The organism is Weissella sp. DD23, assembly GCF_001579105.1.
In the GTDB taxonomy this organism is placed as follows: Bacteria; Bacillota; Bacilli; order Lactobacillales; family Lactobacillaceae; genus Weissella; species Weissella cibaria.
The window spans coordinates 30609-32177 of sequence record NZ_KQ970396.1 but is presented as its reverse complement, the minus strand read 5'-3'; the positions used below and the strand labels follow the sequence as shown (position 1 = coordinate 32177).

At 45.6% G+C, this 1569-nt stretch carries 3 protein-coding genes and 1 pseudogene; all 4 read right to left on the bottom strand.

The genetic code is table 11. The features are described 5' to 3' along the window. On the bottom strand, positions 1-272 hold a 272-nt coding region (locus tag WEIDD23_RS09465), incomplete at its 3' end, for a biotin carboxylase N-terminal domain-containing protein (RefSeq protein WP_278279487.1). A 1-nt stretch (position 273) separates the two neighbouring features. Then, positions 274-705, bottom strand: a complete 432-nt coding sequence (gene fabZ / locus WEIDD23_RS09460) for a 3-hydroxyacyl-ACP dehydratase FabZ (RefSeq protein WP_010374168.1) — start codon at positions 703-705, stop codon at positions 274-276. A 12-nt stretch (positions 706-717) separates the two neighbouring features. Then, positions 718-1185, bottom strand: coding sequence for an acetyl-CoA carboxylase biotin carboxyl carrier protein (gene accB / locus WEIDD23_RS09455; protein WP_010374169.1), 468 nt, complete (start codon positions 1183-1185; stop codon positions 718-720). Continuing rightward, positions 1185-1569: pseudogene (locus tag WEIDD23_RS14865) on the bottom strand (beta-ketoacyl-[acyl-carrier-protein] synthase II); the annotation flags it as partial. The pseudogene WEIDD23_RS14865 and the gene accB, both read right to left, overlap by 1 nt.

The window sequence follows — 1569 nt, the reverse complement described above, 5'->3', positions numbered from 1 at the left end:
AATAATTCATTTTCCGATAAGAAACCGTAACCTGGATGAATCGCTTCAGCACCCGTTAACAACGCAGCACTCAAGATATTCTTCATGTTAAGGTAACTATCTTTAGACTTTGGCCCCCCGACTGAAATCGCTTCATCGGCTAATTTCACATGGAGGCTATCCGCATCAGCTGAAGAATAGATAGCAACAGATTTAATGCCCATTTCCTTCAGTGTACGAATGACACGAACAGCAATTTCACCACGGTTCGCGACTAACACTTTCTTGAACATTTTAATCTCCAATAATAAACGTCAAATCAGCAGTAGTAGCCTTCTTACCATTAACGTAAGCAACACCCTTACCTTCACCAATTGGACCGCGCAAACGATCAAGCGTCACTTCTAGGCGCATTTGATCACCAGGTTGAACCATCTTACGGAAACGAGCCTTCTTAATACCACCAAAGTAAGCTGTCTTACCCTTAAATTCAGGCATCGAAAGTAATGCTACGGCACCAGCTTGTGCTAATGCTTCAATTGTCAACGCCCCAGGAAATGTTGGATTGCCTGGAAAGTGACCTTGGAAGACTTCTTCGTTGATGGTGACATTTTTGATGGCAACCGTCTTTTCACCCGGCACCAACTCCTCAACCGTATCCAACATCAACATTGGGTAACGGTGTGGCAAAATTTCTTGAATTTGTTGTGTATTTAATACTGACATTGCCGCCCCTCCTTAAGCATCTAGTTCGACACGGAAGATTGCATGACCGTAATCAACCACATCCTCTTCCTCTACCAAAATTTCAGTGATGACACCGGCAACTTCACTCTTCACTGGTGTCATTAGCTTCATTGCTTCAACAATCGCAACTTGTTCACCCACAGCAACGTGGTCACCCACTTGCTTGAAAGGCGCAGCATCCGGATTGGCCTTCAAGTAAACCGTTCCGACCAATGGTGCATCAATCGTTACGCCTTGCTTTTGTTCCTTGTCCAAAGGATGATGTTCCGTTGCGACAGGCGCTTCTGCTGTCGCGACACTCGCAACAGTTGGCTGCGCAGGTGTCGTGACAACAGGTTGCGTGATTTCGTTCTTACTCAAATGCAAACTGAAATCATCTGATTGCAATGAAAACTCACGCAACGAACTATTTTCCAAATCTTGCATCAAAGCGCGAATGTCATCTAATTGCAAACCCATTAATTCTCACTCCACTTCTTGAAAATAACAGCGGCATTGTGGCCACCGAAACCATAGTTAGCTGACAAAACGTAGTTAGGCGCAACAAACTTGTTGTCGTCGTTAACCAACGTCACACCAGCAGTTTCAGGATCTTGTTCCGTCACACCAACATTAACTGGCAATTGTTCACGGACCAAGGCACCAATTGCAGCAATGGCCTCAATGGCACCCGCTGCTCCCAACAAGTGTCCAGTCATACCCTTAGTTGATGAAACCAAGACGCCGTTCTTACCAAAGACCAATTCCATAGCCTTTGATTCAGCCGCGTCATTTGCACCAGTTGCCGTTCCGTGTGCGTTGACATAATCAATGTCGCTCGCTTGGATACCGGCGTCTTGCAAA

Excerpts from the sequence above, each read along its gene's own strand:
- fabZ (WP_010374168.1), bottom strand. The coding sequence starts at position 705 with ATGTCAGTATTAAATACACAACAAATTCAAGAAATTTTGCCACACCGT.
- accB (WP_010374169.1), bottom strand. The coding sequence starts at position 1,185 with ATGGGTTTGCAATTAGATGACATTCGCGCTTTGATGCAAGATTTGGAA.